This is a genomic window from Streptomyces sp. XM4193, assembly GCF_023072595.1.
GTDB lineage: Bacteria > Actinomycetota > Actinomycetes > Streptomycetales > Streptomycetaceae > Streptomyces.
Genome location: NZ_JALLGK010000005.1, coordinates 143446 through 165114 on the forward strand (window position 1 = coordinate 143446; position 21669 = coordinate 165114).

Consider the following 21669-nt stretch of genomic DNA (forward strand, 5'->3'; position numbering starts at 1 on the left):
CGCGCCGCCCGCCTGGTCAGGGCGGGCGCGCCCCCGGCGTACGGCGGGCGCGGTGCGTGCCTGGGACGGCTTGATCCGGCGCCCGCACGGCGAGGGCGGCGGCCCGCCCTGTGGGGGTGGGCCGCCGCCCGGTGCGGTGTGTGCGGGAGCTGGGCCGGCTGCTCAACTCGCGGCTTTCACACGGCTGTTGCTCAGTCGCGCTGTGCGCCCTCGGGGAGCTTGCGCAGCTTGAGCTTGGTGGCGCTCTTCGTGTCGAAGGCCCAGTCGAGCATCTTGGCCGCGTCGGTGTAGCGCTCCTGGCCGTTCAGGATGGCACCGGCCACGGTGCGGCCGTCACGGGTGGCGGCGAACAGCAGGCAGGGGCCCGCACGAGTGCCGGTGCCGGTCTTGATGCCGATGGCACCGTCGTAGGAGCCGAGCAGCTGGTTGGTGTTGTACCAGGTGTACGTACGGCCGTTGGTGGCCTTCTGCACGGTGTCGGTCGCCTTGACGGTCTCCGCCACCGCGTCCTGGGTCAGTGCGTGTGCGGCGAGCTTCGCCATGTCGGCGGCCGTGGAGTAGTTGTTCGTACCCGTCGGGATGCCGTCGAAGGAGTCGAACTTGGTCCCCTTCAGGCCCAGTTCGGCGGCACGCTCGTTCATCTGCGTGATGAAGTCGGCGGTCCGCTCCTTGACGGTGTCGCCCTCGCCGAAGTGGTCCGCGAGCGCGAACGCCGCGTCGCAGCCGGAGGGGAGCATCAGCCCGTACAGCACCTGGCGGGCGGTGAGTTCGTCACCCACCTGGAGGTCGGCGGTGCTCGCGCCCTCCTCCGCCACGTAGTCGCGGTACTCCTGCTTGACGGTGATCTTGCGGTCGAGGTCGTCCTTCTCGTTGACCAGGATCGCCGTCATGATCTTCGTCGTGCTGGCCATCTCGCGCTGGGTGTCGGCATCCTTGCCCCACAGCTCGGCCTCCTCGCCCTCCTTGTCGGCGTCGAGGAGGTACGCGGACGCGGCGGTGACGCCCTCGGGGCCGTCGGCCTTCGGGCTGTCGGCCGCGTACGCGGGTGCGACCAGCGGGCCGGCGCCGAGCACCGCTCCCGCCGTCAGGGCCACAGCGCCTATTCGCCGCGTCCCGCTGTTCAGAACTCTCAACATGTATCTCCCGGTCCCGGTCGTCCTGTTTGGCGCGGGGTGAAGCCAACTGCCGCGCACAGCAAGCCTGTTGGTCGCCGCGGCCAAGGGCCCGGCGCGGCCGACAGGTACGACGCGACGTTACGTGACCGTTGAAGCCGCCCGGCCGACGGGTCGCCGACAGCGGACGACGGTTCTCGGGCCGGCGGGCGCTGTCGTGAGGAGCGAGGCGTGGCAGTGCGTACTTGCGTGGCGCTGTGCGCCCGCGTGCGCCCTGCCGCCGAGCCCGGGGGAGTACGTAGCTTTCCCTGCCATGATCTGGCGAAGCTTTTTCCCGTACTGGGGTCTCATCACACTGATCGTAGGCGTCGCCGGCTGGGCCACTGCGAGTGTCGGTCCTCCGGGGCTCGCGGTTCTCTTTGCGCTGAGCCTGCTGTGGTTTCTGTTCAGGGCACCAGTGCCGTGCGGGGCACCCACCCGGCGACGGGACGAGCTGTGCCGCAACAACGCACGGGGGATCCTGCGCGGATGCCGTATCGAGCAGCACAAGTGGCAGCGTCTGCGCAGCATCGTGGTGCGGCCGAGGATCTCGCGTGCGGTGCGTGAGCTGTTTCCGAACGCCATCACAGGTCTGGCCTCGTTGGGAGCGCTGGTGAGCCTGGTGTCGACGGTGACGGCGACGGTGCTGTCCCTGGTGCGCGGGCCCGGGTGAGGTGTCTGGGGGAGGGGCTGGTTGGAGGCGCCCGGGTCGGGGTTCTGCGGGCAACGCGGCGGCGGGGCGGGCCTGTTGGCCCGCCCCGCCGGTTTCGTCGCGGGACGCTTCCCGCGTGGGGCTAACTCCCGTTGACCGTGAAGGGGTTGCTGATGCCTTCGATGGGGGTGATGGTCCCGGTCAGGCTCTTGGCGTGGCCGTTGTAGCGGATGCGGTACTCGCCGGCTTCGGTGTCGGCGGGGATGTCCCAGCTGAGCGTGGTGTGCGAGGCGGCGACGCCTTCGCGCTTCCACTGGAACTTCGTCGACCAGTCGCCGTCGTCCGCGACGCGGGTCCAGCTGTCGCCGTCCTTGCGCTCGACGGTGAGGTAGGTGCCGCCGTGCTGGAGGTTGTTGTTGGGGTGGGCGCCGGCGAAGACGGCGGAGGCCTGCTGCCCGGTGCCGTACGAGGCTTCGGGCTGGGTCAGCACGTCACCGAACTCCTTGCCGATGGGCGGGCTGTCCAGGACGACGCCCGGAGGCCGGATGACCTGCTTGTCGGAGTGGTCCGGCGGCTTGGGGCCTTCTGGTGAGGGCTTGCCGTCGCGCATCCTGGTGGCGAGGTCGGCCGCGGTCTGCTCGATGGCCGGCAGCTGCCAGCGTCCGAACATGGTGCTGCCGCCCTCGTACTGCTGCTTGTCGTACTCCTCGGGCGTGGTGAGGTAGTGCCCGTAGGCGTTGGAGTGACCGGCGACCAGTACGTCCTTGACGTCGCTGCCGGTGATCTCCGCGACGGTCTGCCGCAGCCGCAGGCCGGAGACGATGCTGACCTCGTTGGCGACGCCGATCAGATGCAGATCGCCGATCCGCAGCAGCTGGACGGGGAGTTCCTCCTGCATCCACGGCATGATCTTGTTCATCTCGCCGAGCGGGAGCAGTGCGCCCTTGGGGGACTGGCACTCCTTCAGCTCGGGCGAGGCGTTGTAGAGGATGCTGTGCGAGATCCAGTCGAAGAACGGGTTCTCGCCCTCCTGGAAGACCGGCAGCGCGGGCCCGTCCTCGGTGCTGCCGGCCGCGGCGGCCGTGCCGTACATGGCGCCGCAGGTGCGGTGGGTCTGTCCGTCGCCGGTGAACTCGGGGGAGACCTCGACGTCGGAGAAGTCGACGTGGGTCAGGCGCGAGTCGACGCCGCCGGAGAGCGCGCGGCCCGGATCGTCCAACTGCTTGGCGGCGGCCTGGTACTGACGCTCGCCGACCTTCTTGGTGTTCTCGAACTCCTTGGCCGGCAGCTCCTCCGGGGGTGCGAGGTCGAGGTTGGGCGAGAGGTCCCCGGTGTTGGTCTGGGCGAAGGCGGCGACGAACTTCGGCGGGCCGTCGGCGAGGTAGTCGACCTTCTCCACCTCGCGCTCCCAGTGGAGCGCGGCGTACCCCTTGTTGTCGCCGCTGATCAGGGTGTTGGTGTTGGTCATCGAGGTGTTGTGGGTGGGGAACCAGTTGATGACGCCGACCGGTCGGCCCTCGCGTTCGATCCGCAGCAGCGAGGTCTGCGGGTCGATGCCTTCGGGGAAGAACTCGCGCTCCTCGGCGGGGTTGCTGTCGAACGCCTCCTTGGAGCGGTTGACGCTCGCGTTGTGCAGTTCGCCGTGGGTGAGCTTCAGGGCGGAGGGGGCGAGGTCCTCGTGCGCCTGGGCGACCGACTTGAGCATTCCCTCGGTGGTCGCCCGGAAGGTCTCCTCGCGGAATCCCATGGTGGTGACGTTGTAGAGCGCGTGGTGCGAACCGCCGCCGGGTCCGGCGTGGCTGTGGGTGGCGGTGATCATGACGTTCTCTTCGTCGTACAGATCGCCGTAGCGCTCCTTGAGGCCCTTCAGCACGGCCTGGCGCTCGCTGTCGAAGATCATCGCGGAGTCCATCACGATGAGCAGCACGCGGTCGTCGGTCTCCCGGTCCTGGATGACGAACGAGCGTGCGCGCTGCCGGGTGTGGATTCCGGAGGTGCGCTGATCGGGCTTGGCGTAGCCCATCATTCCGGCTTCGGCGACGCCTCCGGTGGCGTCGGCGATGCCTCGGCCCACCAGATAGGGCGCATCGGAGTCCCGGCTCTGCGCGTCGGCGTTCGACCCGCTGCCGTGGGCGGTCATGGGGGTGAGGAGGAGAGCGCCGGCGAGGGCAGTCGCGAGCGCTGTCCGTCTGTATGTGAGGGGCACACCGAATGTGGTACCAGTGGCAGCGCCCGATGGGTATGCATGTACGTGACAAGACCGTGGCGTACGGTGAAGTCCGAGACGTTTGGTCGGGCTGGCGCGGGGTGGTCGTCAACTCACCCCGAGCTGCGCGGCGTTGGGTGTGCGGTGCAGCTTCCGGTGGGCGCCGGTGGTTCGACCAATGCTCGTTACTCGTTCGTATTGTCGTGGACTTGGCAAGCCTTTTACTCTGGCCCCACCGCCCGTCCGGTGCGCGTCCCGGAGCAGTGGGGCCGCTCCGGCCTTCGCTTCCTCCACCTCAAGGAATCCGATGAGACGCAGACGCACCCTCACCGCTGTTGTCGCCGCCCTCGGCATCGCCCTCGCGGGCCTGACCTCCGGCACCGCGCAGGCCCGCGTGGCCGCACCCGACGACGCCACCGCCCTCGCCCCGAACTTCAAGGCCCCCTTCGCCTGCGGCGAGAAGTGGACCTACAGCCACCACTCCGCCGAGGTCCGCCGCGCGCTGGACTTCGTACGCTCCGACGGAGGCACCACCGCCGGCAGCGCCGTCACCGCCTCCGCGGCCGGTACGGCGACCCGCCACTCCCAGCCCAGCGGCGCCGGCAACTACATCGTCATCGACCACGGCGGCGGCTGGCAGACCTACTACTTCCACCTCCAGGCGTTCTCCGTGCCCAGCGGCGCACAGGTCGCCCAGGGCCAGCAGATCGGAACCACCGGCAGCACCGGCAACTCCTCCGGCGCGCACCAGCATTACGAGCAGCTGCTGAACGGCGTCGGCCAGAACATCCACATCAACGGTGCCGCGCTCCCGTACCCGCCCGTCTACGGTCAGCAGCACCTGACCAGCGACAACTGCGGTGGCGGCGGCGACACCAACTTCAGCACCTGGGGCAGTGGCGTCAACGTCCGCGCGGACGCCTTCCTCAACTCCCCGGTCGTCACCACGATCGGCGGCCCGACGCGAGTCTTCGTGGAGTGCCAGAAGGAGGGCGACACGGTCAACGCCGAGGGCTACACCAACCACTGGTGGAGCAAGCTGCGCGACCAGGGCGGCTTCATCTCCAACATCTACATCAACGATCCGGCCGCCAAGTTGCCCGGTGTGCCGATCTGTTGAGCGTCCCGGGCCTGCCGAGGCCGTGATGCGCCGAGGCCGTGATGCGCCGAGCGTGACGCGTGTCGAGCTGCGACGCGTGTCGAGCGTGACGCGTGTGAGTCGCTGTGTGTGCCGAGCGCGCCGAGTGCGAGTCGCGGCGTGTGCTGAGGCGCGGCGGCAGGTGTCGGGTCGCTGAACCGCGGTGGCCGGCACGCCTGTTGGGGCCGTGGAGCAGGTGACGACCGCCGGGGGCGGGTCCGTTGAAGGCGTTCGGCAGTGGCGAACGCACAACGGGCCCGCCCCCGGAGTCGGTTGAACGGCCGCCGGCCCGGGCCGGGAGCGGCGTCCGGCCCGTGCGCTCAGTGGTCCGTACCCGGCGGCCCGTACGCGGGACCGCCGCGTCCGCCGCGGCTCAGCCGTCGCCCGGCTCCGGCAGCGCCCGGGCGAACCAGCGGGTGAGCGTCGTCGGCATCGGCTTCTGGTCCGACGGCAGCGGCCTCAACACCCCCGACGACAAGGGGAGTCTGCACGTCCGGTACATCAAGAGCACCGACGACGGGCAGAGCTGGGGAGAGCCCGTCGAGCTCAACCCGCAGGTGAAGAAGCCGGAGTGGCAGCAGCTCTTCGTCTCCTCCGGGCACGGCATCCAGGCGAGCGACGGCCGGCTGATCCAGCCGATCGCCTACCGCGACGAGGAGGGCGTCAGCCACGCCGCGAACATCCACAGCGACGACGGCGGCGCCACCTGGACGCACGGCGAGTCCGCGGGCTCAACCATTAACGAGTCCAAGGCCGTTGAGCGCAGCAACGGCGACATCGTCCAGAACATGCGGCACGACACCGAGCCCCGCCGCCACTACGCCACCTCCCGCGACGGCGGCGCCACCTTCGACGAGGCCACTCCCACCGCGATCACCGACGCCCGGTGCAACGCCGACGAGATCAGCCATCTGCGTCCCACCGACGTCGGCGCGAACGGCGCACCGCAGCGCACCGCGACCGCCCTCTACAGCGGCAACCCGGGCGAGAAGCGGGAGGACCTCACCGTCCGGCTCTCCCGCGACGACGGCGCGACCTGGAACTCCGACGGCGCCCTGCTCGCCCCCGGCGAGGCCGGCTACTCCACGATGGCCGTGCTGAACGACGGTTCGGTGGCGAATCTGTACGAGGTGGGAGCCGACGGCGGCATCTTCTTCAGCCGCTTCACCACCGACTGGGTCGCCTCCGCCCACCGGCACTGACCGTCGGAGCCGACCACCGGCACTGACAACCGACAGCGGCCACCGGCGCTGACAACCGGCGCTGACAACCGGCACTGGCACCCGGCTCCGGTGCCGTTCCGCGGCTCGGCCGGTCCGGGGCGCTGCGGTCGTCGATGCGCACGGTGGCGTCGCGCCGGTGGTGGTGCGGGTGCCCGCCGCGACGGACTCGGCCCCGGTGCCGCTCGTGACTCACGCGAGCGGCACCGGGGCCTTCGCGTGAACTCCGCGGTGAGTGTCGGCGCGTGGGCGCGGGCGGCCGACGCGACGGGAGCACCGTGGGCGGCGCAGGGGTGCGGGGCGGCGGTGGTGGCGGGGAAAGTCGCTGGTGCGCGCGGGAATGCGAGCGGGGCCCCGGCTGTTGACGAAGCGGGTGCGAGGACGCCCATGTCCAGAATGTCGGCCGCGCGCGGTCGAACCGGTGCGGTGTTTCCCGTGTCGCACCCTTCTGTTCTCGCGGATTTCGTTCGCCCCCGAAGAATGTGCGGCAGATCACTCTCTTCCCCAACTGGCGGGAGGGTAAAGGGTGTTGGCGCAACTTCGGCGTGTGAAAGGACGCACACTCCGCGCCCCTGGGTGACGGAAAGTCCTTTGGTAGGCTAACTATTAACGTATCCTTGACGGGTCGTCCCCAACCCATGCTCCGGAGGAGATCTTCAGCTCGTGTGTGTCCCATGACTAACCGCTCCCAGCCGCATACGGAACGTCGTCCTCGAGAGGTTGTAGATGGGTCACGCTGAGACACTGATCGCCATGGGTGGTGCCTTTGTCGCCGCCGCCGTTCTTGCCCGCCTGGGCGGCCGAATCGGCCTTCCCACCATTCCGCTCTTCATCCTCGCGGGCATTCTGCTGGGTCCGAACACACCGGGCTTCGTGCTGATCGAGGACGCCCACGACCTGGAGATGCTCTCGGCGCTCGGGCTCGTGCTGCTGCTGTTCTACCTCGGCCTCGAGTTCCACATGGACGACCTCAAGACCGGCGGCAAGAAGATGGCCATTGCCGGCGCCATGTACCTCCTGTTGAACGTCGGTGTCGGCTTCGCCTTCGGGCTCGCTCTGGGCTGGGGGCTCTCCGAGGCGTTGGTGCTCGCCGGTGTGCTGGGAATTTCCTCCTCGGCGATCGTCACCAAGGTCCTTGTCGATCTTGGTCGAATCGGAAACCCGGAGACGAAGCCGATTCTCGGCATCATCGTCGTCGAGGACATCTTCCTCGCCCTCTATCTCGCCGCGCTTCAGCCCGTCATCTCCGGATCCGACGGTCTGGGCGGCACCATGATCCAGATCGGCAAGGCGTTCGCCTTCCTTCTGCTGCTCGCCGTCGCGGCGCGCTGGGGCACCAAGTACATCGGCCGGCTCTTCCGCATCAAGGACGACGAACTGCTGGTCATCTCCTTCCTGGGAGCGGCGGTCCTGGTCGCCGGTATCGGTGAGCAATTCGGCGTCGCGGACGCGATCGGCGCGTTCATGGTCGGCCTGATCCTGGGCAACACGACTTCCGGCGAGCGCATTCGGGAGATGGTGCACCCGCTGCGGGACGCCTTCGCGGCGATCTTCTTCTTCGCCTTCGGCCTCTCGATCGACCCCGGAGTGCTGCCCACGGTGCTCTGGCCCGTGCTCGCCGCGGTGGCCATCACCATCACGATGAACATCATCGCCGGACTGGTCACCTCGCGGATCTACGGCTTCGGCCCCGGCCAGACGGCGAACGTGGCGACCACCCTGCTCGCCCGGGGCGAGTTCGCGCTGATCCTCGCCACGATGGCCGCCGCGGCCGGTCTGGACGACCGGCTCTCGCCGTTCATCGCCGGCTATGTGCTGATCCTCGCCGTGGTGGCCCCGCTCGTCGCGGGACGTTCGTACTGGCTCGCCAAGGTGCTGCCCGGCAGTCGGCCGACCAAGAAGGCCGACGCCGCGGTGGCGGGCGAGACCGACGCCGACGAGGAGGAGCCGGTCAGCGCCAACCGCTGATCCGCGCGGCCCCCGCGCCCGGCGTCCCGTACGCCCGTACCTCCCCGCTCACGTCCGGCGCGCCCCGACGGCGGCAGGACCGGTTTCCGGCCTGCCGCCGTCGGGGCGTTCGGCGTCCGCGCCCGTACGGCTCCGAATGCACCGCGCGCCCCTCTGTGCGCCCCCTGGGCCGGGAACCGGTTCCGGGAGTCTCCGCAGATGGCGAGCGCGCGCCAGGCTGGAAATAGCCAAAACCCGGACGCGCCCCCTGAGCCCCGCCTAACCTTTGCCATGTGGCGGGAATGTCCAGCCGAGTCCTTGTCGTCGACGACAGCAAGGTCATCCGGCAGCTGATCAGGGTCAATCTGGAGCTCGACGGCTTCGAGGTCCAGGTTGCGGCCGACGGTGCCCAGTGTCTGGAAATCGTCCATCAGCTCTGTCCCGACGTCATCACGCTCGACGTCGCGATGCCGCGCATGGACGGTCCGCGCACCGCTGAGCTGTTGCGCCAGGACCCCCGTACGTGCCACATCCCGCTGCTGCTCGTCAGCGGCAGCGTGGCGGGGTGCGACCGATCGCGCTTCGACGCGGTGCTGCCCAAGCCGTTCGACCCGCTGGAGCTCGTGCGCACGGTGCGCAGGCTCGCCCACGGGGACCCGGCGCGTTCGGGATGTCCGGCCTCACGTTCGGTCACCGGTGATGCGGACAGCGTGCTGGGTCATTCCTGAGTGCGATACGGATTCGCCTCGTCCCGCCTCCGCTCCCTAGGCTTCCCCCGTGACCCCGAACCAGCTCCAGTGCGTTCTGCTCCAGACGCTGAGGCACGCGATCGCGAGCGGGGAGCTGCCGCCCTCCGCAACGGCGGAGCCCGAGCGGGTCACACTGCGTAAACCACCGCACGGCGACGCGGACTTCGCCTCCCCTCTCGCTCTGCGGCTGGCGCCGGTCACCGGCCACCCCGCCCGTGAGATCGCCGAGATCCTGCGCAACAGGCTGGCGCAGGAGCAGGGGATCGACAGCGTCGAGGTGGCCGGTCCCGGCTTTCTGAACATCACCCTGCGCCGGTCCGCCCACACCGAGCTGGTGCGCGCCCTCCTCGCCCGGGACGCAGACCGAGCCCCCGATACCCGTACGGCACACGGCACTTCACCGCCCGACCCGGCCGCGCCCGGCTCCGCGGCACCCGAGCTGCCGGAGGACCCGAGGGCGGACGCGACCCGCTGGGCGGCGCTCACCGGCCGCCCGATCAGCTACGAACGCCGCGACAGCCAGCCGCTGTTCCGCATCCAGTACGCACGCTCGCGCAGCCGGTCGCTGGCCGAGGGAGCCCGGGCGCTCGGCTTCGACGCCGAGCCCGGCGACTACCGGCGCAGGTCCGAACTCACCCTGCTCACCCTCCTCGCCGACACCGCGCAGCTGACGGACCGGGCCCGCGCCGACACCCGTCCCGGCCCCGGCCCCGAAACCCGCGCCGCCTCCGAAACCCGCGCAGACACCCGCGCCGAAACCGGCGCCGAATCCCGCGCCGAGACCCGGGTCGCAGCGCCCGCCGCCGCGCGGCCGGTCGGTGGGTCCGCGCTCGCGCTGGCCCACCACCTCACGGCCGTCGCCGACGCCTTCCTCGCCTTCACCTCCGCGCCCGACGCCCTGCCGGTGCTGCCCCGCGGAGACGAGAAACCCGAGGCCGCCCACCGCTCCCGGCTGGCCCTCGCCGAGGCCACCGGGACGGTGCTGGCCGGCGGCCTGACCCAGCTCGGCATCAGCGCACCGCACCACCTCTGACCTCCAAGGGGAATCTCCACCCATGAGCCGTTCCGCCCACCCCGCCGGGCCCCGCCACGCCGACGTGCTGCCCGAGGGCCACTACAGCCCGCCTCCCGCCGACCTGAACGCGCTCGACCCGCGCGTCTGGGCCGACTCCGTACGCCGCGACGAGCGCGGTGTGGTCACCGTCGGGGGCCGCGACGTCCTCTCCCTCGCCGAGGAGTTCGGCACCCCCGCCTACTTCCTGGACGAGGACGACTTCCGCGCCCGCTGCCGCGCCTGGCGCGACGCCTTCGGCGAGGAGGCGGACGTCTTCTACGCGGGCAAGGCGTTCCTCTCGCGCGCCGTGGTGCGCTGGCTGACCGAGGAGGGGCTGAACCTGGACGTCTGCTCCGGCGGCGAGCTGGCCACCGCGCTCTCGGCCGGGATGCCCGCCGAGCGCATCGCCCTGCACGGCAACAACAAGTCCACCCACGAACTGGAACGTGCCATCGAGGCCGGGGTGGGACGCATCGTGCTGGACTCCTTCCAGGAGATCGCCCGCGCCGCGCACATCGCCCGCCGCCTCGGCCGCCGGCAGCCCGTACAGCTGCGTGTGACGGTCGGCGTCGAGGCGCACACCCACGAGTTCATCGCCACCGCGCACGAGGACCAGAAGTTCGGCCTGCCGCTCGCCGAGGGCCAGGCCGCGGAGGGCGTACGGCGCGTACTGGGCCTGGACTCGCTGGAGTTGACCGGGATCCACTCCCACATCGGTTCGCAGATCTTCGACACCTCCGGCTTCGAGGTCGCCGCCCACCGGGTCGTCGGGCTGCTCGCGCAGACCCGCGACGAACACGGGGTGGAACTGCCCGAGATCGACCTCGGCGGCGGCCTCGGCATCGCCTACACCTCCGCCGACGACCCCGCCGAGCCGAGCGCGATCGCCCGTTCGCTGGCGCAGATCGTGGACCGCGAGTGCGCGTCCGCGGGACTGGCGGTGCCGCGGCTGTCGGTGGAGCCCGGGCGCGCGATCGTCGGGCCCACAGCCTTCACGCTGTACGAGGTCGGCACGCTCAAGCCGCTGGAGGGGCTGCGCACCTACGTCAGCGTGGACGGCGGCATGTCCGACAACATCCGCACCGCGCTCTACGACGCCGAGTACTCCGTCGCGCTCGCCTCCCGCACCTCACAGGCGCCGCCGATGCTCAGCCGCGTCGTCGGCAAGCACTGCGAGAGCGGCGACATCGTCGTGCGCGACGCCTTCCTCCCCGCCGACCTGGCCCCCGGCGACCTGCTCGCGGTGCCCGCGACCGGTGCGTACTGCCGGTCGATGGCGAGCAACTACAACCATGTGCCCCGACCCCCGGTGGTCGCGGTGCGCGACGGCGAGGCGCGGACGATCGTGCGGCGGGAGACCGAGGAGGACCTGCTGCGCCTCGACGTCGGCTGAGACCCGGCCCGGTGCGCACCGGGGTGCGCCGGCGCGGTCGGCGCGCCCGGCCGTCGCCGTCGCCAAACCCTGGTCGTAGCCTGGGATATCTGTCTCACGCACCGGACCGGCGCCGGTTTTCGCTGCCCGGTGCGTGAGACTTGGTTGACACAGAATGACGAGAATCGAGGTCGGATGATGCGTACGCGTCCGCTGAAGGTGGCGCTGCTGGGCTGTGGAGTGGTCGGCTCAGAGGTGGCACGCATCATGACGACGCAGGCGGACGACCTCGCCGCACGCATCGGCGCCCCGGTGGAGCTCGCCGGTGTCGCCGTGCGCAGGCCCGGCCGGGTCCGCGACGGCATCGATCCCGCCCTGGTCACCACCGACGCCACCGCGCTCGTCAAACGCGGCGACATCGACGTGGTCGTCGAGGTCATCGGCGGCATCGAGCCCGCCCGTGCGCTGATCACCACCGCCTTCGAGTACGGCGCCAGCGTCGTCTCGGCCAACAAGGCGCTGCTCGCCGAGGACGGTCCGACGCTGCACCGGGCAGCCGAGGAGCAGGGCGCCGACCTCTACTACGAGGCCGCCGTCGCCGGAGCGATCCCGCTGGTGCGCCCGCTGCGCGAGTCCCTGGCCGGCGACAAGGTCAACCGCGTCCTCGGAATCGTCAACGGCACCACCAACTTCATCCTCGATCGGATGGACTCCAGCGGCGCCGGCTATGTCGAGGCGCTCGACGAGGCCACCGCGCTCGGTTACGCGGAGGCCGATCCCACCGCCGACGTGGAGGGCTTCGACGCGGCCGCCAAGGCCGCGATCCTGGCCGGAATCGCCTTCCACACCCGGGTCGGCCTGGACCAGGTGCACCGCGAGGGGCTCACCGAGGTCACCGCGGCCGACATCGCCTCCGCCCGGCGGATGGGCTGCACCGTCAAGCTGCTCGCCATCTGCGAGCGCGCCGCCGACGGCCGTTCGGTCACCGCGCGGGTGCACCCGGCGATGATCCCGCTGACGCACCCGCTGGCCTCGGTCCGAGAGGCGTACAACGCGGTCTTCGTCGAGGCGGAGGCCGCCGGGCAGCTGATGTTCTACGGGCCGGGGGCGGGCGGTTCGCCCACCGCCTCGGCCGTCCTCGGGGATCTGGTGGCCGCCTGCCGGAACAAGGTCCGCGGCGCCCGCGGCCCGGGCGAGTCCGCCTACGCGCAGCTGCCGGTCAGCCCCATGGGCGGCGCCGTCACCCGCTACCACATCAGCCTCGACGTCTCCGACAAGCCGGGCGTGCTCGCCCAGGTCGCGATGATCTTCGCGGAGCACGGCGTCTCCATCGACACCGTGCGCCAGCAGGGCAAGAGCACACCCGAGGGCGGAACGCCGCCTGCGGGCGGGGGCGAGGCGTCGCTCGTCGTCGTCACCCACCGGGCCACCGACGCCGCCCTCAGCGCGACCGTCGAGGCCCTGCGCAAACTGGACACCGTACGCGGTGTCGCCAGCACCATGCGGGTCGAAGGGGAATGAACGCCATGCCGGGAACCAGCCACACCAGCGCCCAGTGGCGCGGCATCATCGAGGAGTACCGGGACCGGCTCCCGGTGAGCCCGGAGACCGAGGCGGTGACCCTCCGCGAGGGCGGAACGCCGCTGGTCCCCGCCCAGGTCCTCTCCGAGATGACGCGCTGCGAGGTCCACCTCAAGGTCGAGGGCGCCAACCCCACCGGTTCCTTCAAGGACCGCGGGATGACGATGGCGATCACCCGGGCCAAGGAGGAGGGCGCCAAGGCCGTCATCTGCGCGTCCACCGGCAACACCTCGGCCTCCGCCGCGGCGTACGCGGTGCGCGCGGGGATGGTCTGCGCGGTGCTCGTGCCGCAGGGGAAGATCGCGCTGGGCAAGATGGGCCAGGCGCTGGTGCACGGCGCCAAGATCCTCCAGGTCGACGGCAACTTCGACGACTGCCTCGATCTCGCCCGCGGGCTCTCCGACAACTACCCCGTGGCGCTGGTGAATTCGGTCAACCCGGTCCGCATCGAGGGCCAGAAGACCGCTGCCTTCGAGATCGTCGACATGCTCGGCGACGCCCCCGACATCCACGTCCTTCCCGTGGGCAACGCCGGCAACATCACCGCCTACTGGAAGGGGTACGGCGAGTACGCCGCCGACTCCGACGCCGGCCCCGCCCGGGCCGGCCGCACCCCGCGGATGTGGGGCTTCCAGGCGTCCGGTTCCGCGCCCATCGTGCGCGGCGAGCCGGTCAAGGACCCGCACACCATCGCCACCGCGATTCGCATCGGCAACCCCGCCTCCTGGCAGCAGGCCGAGCGGGCGCGCGACGAGTCGGGCGGCTTCATCGACGAGGTGACGGATCGTCAGATCCTTGCCGCCTACCGGCTGTTGTCGGCGCAGGAGGGTGTCTTCGTCGAGCCCGCCTCGGCGGCCTCGGTGGCCGGACTGCTCAAGGCGGCGCAGGAGGGCAAGGTCGATCCGGGCCAGCGCATCGTCTGCACCGTCACCGGCAACGGTCTGAAGGACCCGGACTGGGCGGTCGCCGGAGCCCCGCAGCCGGTGACCGTGCCGGTCGACTCCGCCGCGGCGGCCGAACGCCTCGGCCTGGCCTGACCCGCGCGTACGGCCCGCTCCGGCGTGGACCGGGCCGTACGCAGCCGCAACCGCGCCCGCAGCCGTGCGCCGGCCGGGAGAGCGGGTCGCGGCGAGTGGAAGCACAGAGCGCGCACGACACGCCTCGTGCGCCCGTCGTGCGCCCTGTGTCGCCGTTCACCCATCCACCGATAGGCTGGTCCCAGCCCCCACCCAGTGCGCACGACATGTGTCGTGGCCTGCCCGTCGGCGTTCGCCGCCGCGGCAGCCGCCCGGGGACGCCTCGTGCGACCCCACCCGCCCCGGCCCGGCGCCGGTCCGCCCCCGGAGGCGGGGCAGGTGCCGGTTCCGCGCAGCCGGTCGCCCGTCATGTCTGTGCAACTCCGAGCAAGGAGAGTCATCGAGCGATGGCCGGTCCAGCATTCCGAGCCGCCGCGGTACGGGTACGCGTCCCCGCGACCAGCGCCAACATCGGCCCCGGCTTCGACGCCTTCGGCCTCTCCCTCGGCCTGTACGACGACGTCGTGGTCCGGGTCGCGGAGTCCGGACTGCACGTCGACATCGCGGGTGAGGGCGCGGACAACCTCCCCCGCGACGAGAGCCACCTGCTGGTGCGCGCGCTGCGCACCGCCTTCGACGTACTGGGCGGTCAGCCGCGCGGGCTGGAGGTCGTCTGCGCCAACCGCATTCCGCACGGCCGCGGCCTGGGCTCCTCCTCCGCCGCCATCTGCGCGGGCATCGTGGCCGCCCGTGCGGTGACGACCGGCGGCGCCGAGCGGCTCGACGACACCGCGCTGCTGGAGCTGGCCACCGAGATCGAGGGGCATCCGGACAACGTCGCGGCCTGTCTGCTCGGCGGTTTCACGCTCGCCTGGACGGACTCCGGGGCGGCCCGGGCGATCCGTATGGACCCCGCGGACTCGGTGGTCCCGGTGGTTTTCGTGCCCGCGCGGCCGGTGCTCACCGAGACCGCGCGCGGGCTGCTGCCGAAGAGCGTTCCGCACGTCGACGCCGCGGCCAACGCCGGTCGTGCGGCGCTGCTGCTGGAGGCCCTGACCAGGCGCCCCGAGCTGCTGCTGCCCGCGACCGAGGACCGGCTCCACCAGGACTACCGCGCGCCGGCGATGCCGGAGAGCGTCGAGCTCGTCAACAGGCTGCGCGCGGACGGGGTTCCGGCGGTCATCTCCGGTGCGGGACCGACGGTGTTGGCGCTCACCGAGGACGGTTCGGCGGAGAAGGTCGCACACGCAGCGGGCGCGGAATGGACCGCCAACAGACTCGCGCTCGATCTGCGGGGCGCCGGAGTGCTGCCGCTGAAGGGCCCGGGAGCGGGCAGTTGATGTTGTCGCCGGTGGTGGATTGCCGGTGATGGAGAGGGGGAATGTTTGTTACGTCCGGTAGTGTTAACCTCAAGCCAGCACTCGCAGCCCTTTGCGGTGTGGTGCTTGGAGTCCCCAATCGGGGCAACTCATTCTTCCGGGAGCTTCCCACGCTGTCTGAGCTGCATGCCGAGCAGTGTTGACCACATCCCGGAGCGGCGTGAATGACGCACACCTCTCACGCCATTTTTGAACCGACCTCTCCGCCGTACGCACCGGCGGGACTTACCGCCACGGCGCGGTCTCAGCGAATCACGGACCGCAGCCGGACAGCACAACCGGTCGCCGAGCCAGACAGGCCGACGCCCGCTCCAGGGAAGGACCCTTCGTGAGCGACACCACCGATCTGATGGGCGTGAACGCCGACGCGCCTGCCAAGGACGCCTCTGCCGCGCCTGCCTCCGGTGCTGCCACCGGCACCACCGGGCGGCGCCGCCGCACCGGTACCGGTCTTGAGAGCATGGTCCTGGCAGAGCTTCAGCAGATCGCTTCCGGCCTCGGCATCAAGAGCACGGGCCGGATGCGCAAGAGCCAGCTGATCGAGGTCATCAAGGAAAAGCAGACCGCCTCGGGCGGTGGCGACGCGGGCGGCGCCAAGGAGAGCGAGCCCGCCGCCGACACCAAGAAGACCGCCAGGTCGGCCGGGCGCAAGAGCGCCGACGCCGAGGGCGGCGACGAGGCCGAGGCCAAGCCGAAGCGACGCAGCACCTCGCGGGCCCGTACGGGCGACGCGGAGGGTGCCGGCGACGCCGGGCAGGTCGAGATCCCGGGCCAGCCCGCCGGCGCTGCCCAGCCGGAGCAGAACGGCGAGGGCGACAAGCGCGGCCGTTCCGCGCGCGAGGGTCGCGCAGACTCCGCCAACTCCGGTGCGGGCAGGGGCGATTCGGCCTCCGAGAGCGCCGACCCGCGCCAGGACGGCAAGGACGGCAAGCACGACGGCGGTCGCGGTGACGGCCGTCAGCAGGACCGTCAGAGCAAGCGCCAGCGCGGTCGCCGGGGCGAGAACCAGGGCGGCCAGCAGAACGACCAGCAGGGCGGTCGCCACAACCGCGGCGACAACCGCGGTGACCGGGACAACCGCGGTGACCGGGACGACGACTTCGACGGCGGTCGCCGCGGTCGCCGCGGGCGCTACCGCGACCGTCGGGGCCGCCGCGGCCGTGACGACTTCGAGCCGCAGGTCAACGAGGACGATGTGCTGATCCCGGTCGCGGGCATCCTCGACATCCTCGACAACTACGCGTTCGTGCGCACCACCGGCTACCTGCCCGGGCCGAACGACGTGTACGTCTCCCTCGCCCAGGTCCGCAAGAACGGCCTGCGCAAGGGCGACCACGTCACCGGCGCGGTCCGTCAGCCGAAGGAGGGCGAGCGCCGCGAGAAGTTCAACGCGCTCGTCCGGCTGGACTCGGTCAACGGCATGGCGCCCGAAGAGGGCCGTGCCCGCGCCGACTTCAGCAAGCTGACGCCGCTCTACCCGCAGGAGCGTCTGCGGCTGGAGAGCGACCCGGGCGCGCTGACGACGCGGATCATCGATCTCGTCTCGCCGATCGGCAAGGGTCAGCGCGGTCTGATCGTGGCACCGCCGAAGACCGGCAAGACCATGATCATGCAGGCGGTGGCCAACGCCATCACCACCAACAACCCCGAGTGCCATCTGATGGTCGTCCTCGTCGACGAGCGTCCGGAAGAGGTCACCGACATGCAGCGGTCGGTCAAGGGCGAGGTCATCTCCTCGACCTTCGACCGCCCGGCCGAGGACCACACCACGGTCGCGGAGCTGGCGATCGAGCGGGCCAAGCGGCTCGTCGAGCTCGGCCACGACGTGGTCGTCCTGCTGGACTCGATCACGCGACTGGGCCGTGCGTACAACCTCGCGGCGCCGGCCTCCGGCCGAATCCTCTCCGGCGGTGTCGACTCGACCGCGCTCTACCCGCCGAAGAAGTTCTTCGGTGCCGCGCGGAACATCGAGGACGGCGGCTCGCTGACCATCCTGGCCACCGCGCTGGTCGAGACCGGTTCGCGGATGGACGAGGTGATCTTCGAGGAGTTCAAGGGCACCGGCAACATGGAGCTCAAGCTCGACCGGAAGCTCGCCGACAAGCGCATCTTCCCCGCGGTCGACGTGGACGCCTCCGGCACCCGCAAGGAGGAGATCCTGATGGGCAGCGAGGAGCTGGCCATCGTCTGGAAGCTCCGCCGGGTGCTGCACGCCCTCGACCAGCAGCAGGCGATCGAGCTGCTGCTGGACAAGATGAAGAAGACCGGCTCCAACGCCGAGTTCCTCATGCAGATCCAGAAGAACACCCCGGCGCCCGGCAACGGCGACTGAGGTCCTGGGCGGCCGGTGACCCCGGCCGCCCGGCCCCGCGCCCGCAAGGGCGTCAGGACGTGTGCGCACCTCCCGTCGGAGGTGCGCACATCTCTGTCGTGGGGCAGCCCGGAAGCTCTCCTCCCGGGCGCGGAATAATCACGGCCGTCCCCCGGTTTTGGGAGGTACGGCCAGTAATGGCAGACTGGTGCGTCGGTTCCGGTTCACGCCCCGCAAACCCGCGCGGGCGACCCGGCGCCCTCCCGAACCTAGGAGACACCTTGAAGCGCGACATCCACCCGGAGTACGTAGAGACCCAGGTCAGCTGCACCTGTGGCGCCTCGTTCACCACCCGTAGCACCGTCGGAGAGGGCGCGATCCGCGCCGACGTCTGCTCCGAGTGCCACCCCTTCTACACCGGCAAGCAGAAGATCCTCGACACCGGTGGCCGCGTGGCCCGCTTCGAGGCTCGGTTCGGCAAGAAGGCCGGGGCCAAGTAGCGACCCGACAGCGCCGGTTTCCGGCCGCCCTGCCCGGCGGTGCGGGACCGGCGCTTTGTCGTCCACGCCGTTCCAACCCGGTCCCGCCGGTGCCCGTGCCCCGTGCGGCCTCCGGCCCACTCCCTAAGGACAACCGATGTTCGAGGCGGTCGAGGAACTCATCGGCGAACACGTCGACCTCGAGAAGCAGCTCGCAGACCCGGCGATCCACGCCGACCAGGGCACGGCCCGCAGGCTCAACAAGCGCTACGCCGAGCTGACGCCGATCATCGCCGCCTACCGGGACTGGAAGCAGAACGAGGACGACATCGCCACCGCGCGCGAACTCGCCGCCGACGACCCGGACTTCTTCGCCGAGATCAAGGAACTGGAGTCCGGCCGCGAGGAGTTGACCGAGCGGCTGCGCCTGCTGCTGGTCCCGCGCGACCCGAGCGACGACAAGGACGTCATCCTGGAGGTCAAGGCGGGCGAGGGCGGGGACGAGTCCGCGCTGTTCGCCGGCGATCTGCTGCGGATGTACCTGCGCTACGCCGAGCGGCAGAACTGGAAGACCGAGCTGATCGAGTCCACCGAGTCCGACCTCGGCGGCTACAAGGACGTGCAGATCGCGGTGAAGGCCAAGGGCGGCCGGACCGAGCCGGGCCAGGGCGTGTGGGCGCGGCTGAAGTACGAGGGCGGCGTGCACCGGGTGCAGCGCGTACCGGCGACCGAGTCGCAGGGGCGCATCCACACCTCCGCGGCCGGTGTCCTGGTGCTGCCCGAGGCCGAGGACGTCGACGTGGAGATCAGCGCCAACGATCTGCGGATCGACGTGTACCGCTCCTCGGGCCCGGGCGGCCAGTCGGTCAACACCACCGACTCCGCGGTGCGCATCACCCACCTCCCCACCGGAGTGGTGGCCTCCTGCCAGAACGAGAAGAGCCAGCTCCAGAACAAGGAGCAGGCCATGCGCATCCTGCGCGCGCGGCTGCTGGCCGCCGCCCAGGAGGAGGCCGAGCGGGAGGCGTCGGACGCGCGCCGCAGCCAGGTCCGCACCGTCGACCGCTCCGAGCGGGTGCGCACGTACAACTTCCCGGAGAACCGCATCTCCGACCACCGGGTCGGCTTCAAGGCGTACAACCTCGACCAGGTGCTCGACGGTGAGCTCGACCCGGTCATCCAGGCGTGTGTGGACGCCGACGCCGCGGCGAAGCTGGCTGCGGCACAGTAATCCGGGGGAGCGAGTCCGATGGGGTGGGCAGGTAGTCGATCATGAACCTTCTGCTGGCAGAGGTGGCACAGGCCACCAGGCGCCTGGCGGACGCCGGTGTGCCGTCGCCGCGTTTCGACGCCGAGGAGCTCGCCGCCTTCGTGCACCGGGTCAAGCGCAGTGAGCTGCACCGCGTCGGCGACAGCGACTTCGACGCCTTCTACTGGGAGGTCGTCGCCCGGCGCGAGGCCCGGGAGCCGTTGCAGCACATCACCGGCCGCGCCTTCTTCCGCTACCTCGAACTCCACGTCGGCAGGGGCGTGTTCGTGCCCCGCCCGGAGACCGAGTCCGTCGTGGGCTGGGCGATAGACGCGGTGCGCGCCATGGACGTCGCCGAGCCGCTGATCGTCGATCTGTGCACCGGCTCCGCGGCCATCGCCCTCGCGCTCGCCCAGGAGGTGCCGAGGTCGCGGGTGCACGCGGTCGAGCTGGACGATTCGGCGATCGTCTGGGCCCGCAAGAACGTCGAGGGCTCCCGGGTGCGGCTGCACCACGGTGACGCGCTCGCCGCGCTGCCCGAGCTGGACGGCCAGGTCGACCTCGTCATCTCCAACCCGCCGTACATCCCGCTCACCGAGTGGGAGTACGTCGCCCCCGAAGCCCGCGACCACGACCCGCAGTTGGCGCTCTTCTCCGGCGAGGACGGGCTGGACCTGATCCGCGGGCTGGAGCGCACCGCGCACCGCCTGCTGCGGCCCGGGGGTGTGGTCGTCGTCGAGCACGCCGACACCCAGGGCGGCCAGGTGCCGTGGATCTTCGCCGAGGACCGGGGCTGGGCGGACGCGGCCGACCACCCCGACCTCAACAACCGACCCCGATTCGCCACAGCACGCAGGGAGGTGCCGTAATGGCACGGCGGTACGACTGCACAGAGGCCACCGACCGCAAGACCGGCCTGCGCGAGGCGGCTTCGGCCGTACGACGCGGCGAGCTCGTCGTCCTCCCGACCGACACGGTCTACGGAGTCGGCGCCGACGCCTTCAGCGGCGAGGCCGTCGGCGACCTGCTGGAGGCCAAGGGCCGCGGGCGCGGCATGCCCTCGCCGGTGCTGATCGGTTCGCCCAACACCCTGCACGGGCTGGTCACCGGGTTCTCCGAGGCGGCCTGGGACCTGGTCGACGCCTTCTGGCCCGGCGCGCTCACGCTCGTCGCCAGGCACCAGCCCTCGCTCACCTGGGACCTCGGCGAGACCGGCGGCACCGTCGCCGTGCGGATGCCGCTCCACCCGGTGGCGATCGAACTCCTCACCGAAGTCGGCCCGATGGCCGTATCCTCGGCGAACCTCACCGGGCACCCCGCGCCCCAGGACTGCGACAGCGCGCAGGACATGCTGGGCGACTCGATCGCCGTCTACCTCGACGGCGGTCCGACCCCCGACATCGTGCCGTCCTCCATCGTGGACGTGACCGGGGAGGTACCCACCCTGCTGCGGGCCGGGGCGATCAGCGCGGAGGAACTGCGCAAGGTCGTACCCGAGTTGAAGGAGGCCAGTTGACCGCGCCGCCGAGGCGCGAAGGAGGGGGCGACGCCCCCGCCGACACCTTCCGTATCCTCCATGTCTCCACCGGCAACGTCTGCCGCTCGCCGATCACCGAGCGGCTGACGCGGCATGCCCTGGCCGCGAGGCTGGAGGACGGGCTGAGCAACGGCCTGCTCGTGGAGAGCGCGGGGACCTGGGGCCACGAGGGCGCCCCGATGGAGGAGCACGCGGCCACCGTGCTCGGCGAGTACGGCGCCGACGCCTCCGGGTTCCTCGGCCGCGAGCTGCTGGACGAGCACGTCATCCGTGCCGACCTGGTGCTGACGGCCACCCGCGACCACCGCGCACAGGTGATCTCCATGGGCCACTCCGCGGGCCTGCGGACCTTCACGCTCAAGGAGTTCACCAGACTGGTGCGCGCCATAGACTCCGCGACCCTGCCCGCCGCGCACAGCGCCGACTCCGTCGCCGAGCGGGCCCGTGCGCTCGTACAGGCCGCGGCGGCGCTGCGCGGCTGGTTGCAGGCGCCCACCGCGGACGCCGACGAGGTCTACGACCCGTACGGCGCCCCGGTCTCGTACTTCAGGCTGGTCGGTGCCGAGATCAGCACGGCGCTCGATCCCGTGGTCACCGCGCTGACCGGGGTGCCGGCCCCTGCCTGACA

General features: G+C 71.0%; 18 protein-coding genes. 16 read left to right on the forward strand and 2 right to left on the reverse strand.

The features are described 5' to 3' along the window. Positions 1 to 191 precede the first annotated feature (191 nt). A complete protein-coding gene (locus MTQ01_RS15870; protein WP_247490933.1) occupies positions 192 to 1136 on the reverse strand; it encodes a D-alanyl-D-alanine carboxypeptidase family protein in 945 nt (314 codons plus the stop codon). A gap of 289 nt (positions 1137 to 1425) precedes the next feature. Between MTQ01_RS15870 and MTQ01_RS15875 the strand changes: the two genes are divergently transcribed. Continuing rightward, on the forward strand, positions 1426 to 1824 hold the full coding sequence (locus MTQ01_RS15875) for a hypothetical protein (protein ID WP_247490935.1): 399 nt from the start codon (positions 1426 to 1428) through the stop codon (positions 1822 to 1824). Positions 1825 to 1945: 121 nt separating this feature from the next. On the opposite strand, the gene MTQ01_RS15880 is transcribed toward MTQ01_RS15875, so the two are convergent. Further along, complete coding sequence (locus MTQ01_RS15880; RefSeq protein WP_247490936.1) at positions 1946 to 3943, reverse strand: neutral/alkaline ceramidase; 1998 nt, start codon at positions 3941 to 3943, stop codon at positions 1946 to 1948. Between the two features lie 373 nt (positions 3944 to 4316). Between MTQ01_RS15880 and MTQ01_RS15885 the strand changes: the two genes are divergently transcribed. The 15 genes from MTQ01_RS15885 to MTQ01_RS15955 all read left to right on the forward strand — a co-directional run bounded on the left by MTQ01_RS15885 (position 4317) and on the right by MTQ01_RS15955 (position 21667). After that, positions 4317 to 5129 carry a M23 family metallopeptidase gene (locus MTQ01_RS15885; protein WP_247490938.1) on the forward strand — a complete coding sequence of 271 codons (813 nt, stop codon included), beginning with the start codon at positions 4317 to 4319 and terminating at the stop codon, positions 5127 to 5129. 434 nt (positions 5130 to 5563) lie between these two features. Next, a complete protein-coding gene (locus MTQ01_RS15890) occupies positions 5564 to 6349 on the forward strand; it encodes a sialidase family protein (protein ID WP_247490940.1) in 786 nt (261 codons plus the stop codon). Between the two features lie 771 nt (positions 6350 to 7120). Next, positions 7121 to 8335: a cation:proton antiporter gene (locus MTQ01_RS15895; protein ID WP_247490942.1), complete on the forward strand. Its 1215-nt coding sequence runs from the start codon at positions 7121 to 7123 to the stop codon at positions 8333 to 8335. Between the two features lie 281 nt (positions 8336 to 8616). Then, positions 8617 to 9042, forward strand: a complete 426-nt coding sequence (locus tag MTQ01_RS15900) for a response regulator (protein WP_247490944.1) — start codon at positions 8617 to 8619, stop codon at positions 9040 to 9042. 49 nt (positions 9043 to 9091) lie between these two features. Then, complete coding sequence (locus tag MTQ01_RS15905; RefSeq protein WP_247490946.1) at positions 9092 to 10096, forward strand: DALR anticodon-binding domain-containing protein; 1005 nt, start codon at positions 9092 to 9094, stop codon at positions 10094 to 10096. 22 nt (positions 10097 to 10118) lie between these two features. Next, positions 10119 to 11510: a diaminopimelate decarboxylase gene (gene lysA / locus MTQ01_RS15910; RefSeq protein WP_247490948.1), complete on the forward strand. Its 1392-nt coding sequence runs from the start codon at positions 10119 to 10121 to the stop codon at positions 11508 to 11510. A gap of 177 nt (positions 11511 to 11687) precedes the next feature. Continuing rightward, positions 11688 to 13010, forward strand: a complete 1323-nt coding sequence (locus MTQ01_RS15915) for a homoserine dehydrogenase (RefSeq protein ID WP_247491290.1) — start codon at positions 11688 to 11690, stop codon at positions 13008 to 13010. Between the two features lie 5 nt (positions 13011 to 13015). After that, a complete protein-coding gene (gene thrC, locus MTQ01_RS15920; RefSeq protein ID WP_374207763.1) occupies positions 13016 to 14107 on the forward strand; it encodes a threonine synthase in 1092 nt (363 codons plus the stop codon). Between the two features lie 386 nt (positions 14108 to 14493). Then, positions 14494 to 15426, forward strand: a complete 933-nt coding sequence (gene thrB, locus MTQ01_RS15925) for a homoserine kinase (protein ID WP_247490950.1) — start codon at positions 14494 to 14496, stop codon at positions 15424 to 15426. 367 nt (positions 15427 to 15793) lie between these two features. Continuing rightward, complete coding sequence (rho, locus tag MTQ01_RS15930; RefSeq protein ID WP_247490951.1) at positions 15794 to 17797, forward strand: transcription termination factor Rho; 2004 nt, start codon at positions 15794 to 15796, stop codon at positions 17795 to 17797. 260 nt (positions 17798 to 18057) lie between these two features. Further along, complete coding sequence (gene rpmE / locus MTQ01_RS15935; protein WP_247490952.1) at positions 18058 to 18276, forward strand: 50S ribosomal protein L31; 219 nt, start codon at positions 18058 to 18060, stop codon at positions 18274 to 18276. A 136-nt stretch (positions 18277 to 18412) separates the two neighbouring features. Then, positions 18413 to 19486, forward strand: a complete 1074-nt coding sequence (prfA, locus tag MTQ01_RS15940; protein ID WP_247490953.1) for a peptide chain release factor 1 — start codon at positions 18413 to 18415, stop codon at positions 19484 to 19486. 41 nt (positions 19487 to 19527) lie between these two features. Beyond that, entirely contained in the window at positions 19528 to 20373 is an 846-nt protein-coding gene (gene prmC, locus MTQ01_RS15945) for a peptide chain release factor N(5)-glutamine methyltransferase (RefSeq protein ID WP_247490955.1), read from the forward strand. Next, on the forward strand, positions 20373 to 21020 hold the full coding sequence (locus MTQ01_RS15950; RefSeq protein ID WP_211039850.1) for an L-threonylcarbamoyladenylate synthase: 648 nt from the start codon (positions 20373 to 20375) through the stop codon (positions 21018 to 21020). Before prmC ends, MTQ01_RS15950 begins: the two co-directional genes overlap by 1 nt. Then, positions 21017 to 21667, forward strand: coding sequence for a protein-tyrosine-phosphatase (locus MTQ01_RS15955; protein WP_247490958.1), 651 nt, complete (start codon positions 21017 to 21019; stop codon positions 21665 to 21667). The genes MTQ01_RS15950 and MTQ01_RS15955 overlap by 4 nt, the downstream gene beginning before the upstream one ends. Positions 21668 to 21669 lie beyond the last annotated feature (2 nt).

Coding starts and splice junctions, on each gene's coding strand:
- prmC (WP_247490955.1), top strand. CDS start 19,528: ATGAACCTTCTGCTGGCAGAGGTGGCACAGGCCACCAGGCGCCTGGCG.
- thrC (WP_374207763.1), top strand. CDS start 13,016: ATGCCGGGAACCAGCCACACCAGCGCCCAGTGGCGCGGCATCATCGAG.
- MTQ01_RS15885 (WP_247490938.1), top strand. CDS start 4,317: ATGAGACGCAGACGCACCCTCACCGCTGTTGTCGCCGCCCTCGGCATC.
- thrB (WP_247490950.1), top strand. CDS start 14,494: ATGGCCGGTCCAGCATTCCGAGCCGCCGCGGTACGGGTACGCGTCCCC.
- MTQ01_RS15900 (WP_247490944.1), top strand. CDS start 8,617: ATGTCCAGCCGAGTCCTTGTCGTCGACGACAGCAAGGTCATCCGGCAG.
- MTQ01_RS15870 (WP_247490933.1), bottom strand. CDS start 1,136: ATGTTGAGAGTTCTGAACAGCGGGACGCGGCGAATAGGCGCTGTGGCC.
- MTQ01_RS15875 (WP_247490935.1), top strand. CDS start 1,426: ATGATCTGGCGAAGCTTTTTCCCGTACTGGGGTCTCATCACACTGATC.
- MTQ01_RS15895 (WP_247490942.1), top strand. CDS start 7,121: ATGGGTGGTGCCTTTGTCGCCGCCGCCGTTCTTGCCCGCCTGGGCGGC.
- MTQ01_RS15880 (WP_247490936.1), bottom strand. CDS start 3,943: ATGACCGCCCACGGCAGCGGGTCGAACGCCGACGCGCAGAGCCGGGAC.
- lysA (WP_247490948.1), top strand. CDS start 10,119: ATGAGCCGTTCCGCCCACCCCGCCGGGCCCCGCCACGCCGACGTGCTG.
- prfA (WP_247490953.1), top strand. CDS start 18,413: ATGTTCGAGGCGGTCGAGGAACTCATCGGCGAACACGTCGACCTCGAG.
- MTQ01_RS15950 (WP_211039850.1), top strand. CDS start 20,373: ATGGCACGGCGGTACGACTGCACAGAGGCCACCGACCGCAAGACCGGC.
- MTQ01_RS15915 (WP_247491290.1), top strand. CDS start 11,688: ATGCGTACGCGTCCGCTGAAGGTGGCGCTGCTGGGCTGTGGAGTGGTC.